The 2,188-nt window shown below is 35.6% G+C and carries 2 protein-coding genes; both read right to left on the bottom strand.

All coding sequences use genetic code 11. The annotated features are described in order from the left end of the window. Window positions 1-53: 53 nt before the first annotated feature. Window positions 54-812 carry an IS21-like element helper ATPase IstB gene (istB, locus tag ACVWXS_RS25830; protein WP_456960677.1) on the bottom strand — a complete coding sequence of 253 codons (759 nt, stop codon included), beginning with the start codon at window positions 810-812 and terminating at the stop codon, window positions 54-56. Continuing rightward, window positions 809-2,095: an IS21 family transposase gene (gene istA / locus ACVWXS_RS25825; RefSeq protein ID WP_456960676.1), complete on the bottom strand. Its 1,287-nt coding sequence runs from the start codon at window positions 2,093-2,095 to the stop codon at window positions 809-811. Before istA ends, istB begins: the two co-directional genes overlap by 4 nt. Window positions 2,096-2,188: the final 93 nt, after the last annotated feature.

Raw genomic sequence — 2,188 nt, 5'->3', positions numbered from 1 at the left:
TACAAATGTCAACTAATCTATGTACAAAAACGCTCACTTAATTGTGTATAAAATTACTCACCTTCTGGAGCTAGGTGGTTCTTCAAACGATATGAATTGCCGACAATTGTGACAACCGTTGCGTGATGTAAAATACGATCTAAAATCGCATTAGCTAATTTGGGCTCCTGGAACACCTCGTCCCAGGACTTGAAGTTAACGTTTGTCGTAAAAATAGTGCTACGTTTTTCATAACGCATATCGATTAACTGGAAGAATAGTTTTGCATCCTCCGGATCAATCGGTAAATAACCAATCTCATCAATAATAAGTAACTTATATTTTGTGTAATGCTTCAAACGGCTCTCTAAACGATTTTCTAGGCGAGCCTTTTTTAAGTTTTGAATCAAATCGTGGCATTTCACAAAGTACGTGCTTGTACGTTTTTTTGCAGCTGCGATACCGATTGCCGAGGCTAAATGCGTTTTGCCAACGCCACTTGGACCTAAAAATACAATGTTTTCACTACTTTCAATAAAACGCAGTGTAGTAAAATCATGAATTTGCTGCGGATTTATCGATGGTTGGAAGTCAAAATCAAAATCCTTTATTTCTTTTAAGTTAGGAAATGCGCCCACTTTTACCATCGCATGAATCATATTTTGCTCACGTAAATCAATTTCATAATTTGTTAGCTTAATCAACGTATCAATAAACGATAATTGATTATGAACACTGAAGTCTACGACTTCATCTAGATGTGTGATCATCTGCTTTAATTTTAAATACTCTAGATTCTTTAGAAGCTGCTGATAGTTTGTTTGCTGTATCATGTTTCATACACCTCTCCAATGGCTTTTAGATTATTTTTCGCTAAAGCATCAATATCTGGATAATTAGGTGCAGAAACTTGCAACGTTTCTTTGTAATCCGAAGGACGAATATTTAATTTTCGTTTAGATATAGGATGTTGTGCAATGCACTCCATGTTATAATAAATCCATAATTGATCATCATGTATCTGTATCCCAACTTTTTGCCCAATGTACTTGGTGGGGACTGAATACTGGTTGGCTTTATAGGATATCATACTTGATGTATTCACTTGTACAAGCTGATGCTTGATACGATAAGAGTTCCTGATTTTTTCTGTTGGTAGCGGAAGAAGGGAGCTCTTTTCTTTTTCTAATGCAAATACAGGTATTTTTCCAGAGCCTTGGTGAAAAGATTGATTGATACGATTCATCAATTTTTCAATAAACTGATATAACTCTTCTAAGGTCAATTGACCTTGATACGCATGGATTTCATCTATAAATTTCATCTGTGTTTCTACTTTACCTTTTGTTCGAGGACGTCCCGCAATACACGGTCGTACCTTGAAATCAAAATCCTTCGCAAATGCTGCGAACCGGCTGTTTACTTTTCCTGAACTATATTCTGTTCGTGGTTCATCCATAATCGTTTTTGGATTATCCGTTACAATTTCTTTTGGAACACCGCCAATTTTTTCAAAAGCTTCTGTTAAAAATGAAAATAAAATATCTTGTGTTTTGCGCAATGTTAGCGTAAAGACACGGAATCGTGAATATCCAAGTACAAGTACACCTACGTTTACTTCTACTTTTTCACCATCACTTGTTTCAAACGGAATACTTTCTTTCCAGTCAAATTGAGCCTGTTGACCAGGTGGTGTTTCAAATCTTGTCGTTCCTTTTGGTGAAGGGATACGTACTTGATCTGTAAAATAAGCTGCGAACTCAGGCGTTTTTGCAATATAGCGACGGAATGTAGAACTACCACACTCTAAGCCATGATTATCCTTCAAATATTGCCAAAGTACACGACGGTAATAAAAGACTTGCTTCGAATCTTCTGATAGTAAAGCTGCAATCACTTCATAATAATCATCTATAATAGATGTCTTTTCTTTTGTTCCTTTTGGTGTAAATCCATTTAAGTATTTATCAACAGTACGTCGATCTACACCCATTTCTCTTGCCAACTGACTCTTATTAATTTTCATCTTTAAATTCTCCATTAGCTGTTTGAATTTTGGTAAGTCTGAAAGACTGTTAATCTCAAAATTCGTTTGAACATCTAGCGTTATGTACACACTAATCACCTCATGATTAGTATGCGAGAAAGTGAATCAAAAGTGTACATCTTTAAGTGAGTGCGTTTGTACATGTAGATCTTAGCATTTGTA

The organism is Lysinibacillus sp. TE18511 (genome assembly GCF_054062295.1).
The sequence above is the reverse complement of the archived record's forward strand: the minus strand, read 5'-3'. Positions and strand labels throughout refer to the sequence as shown.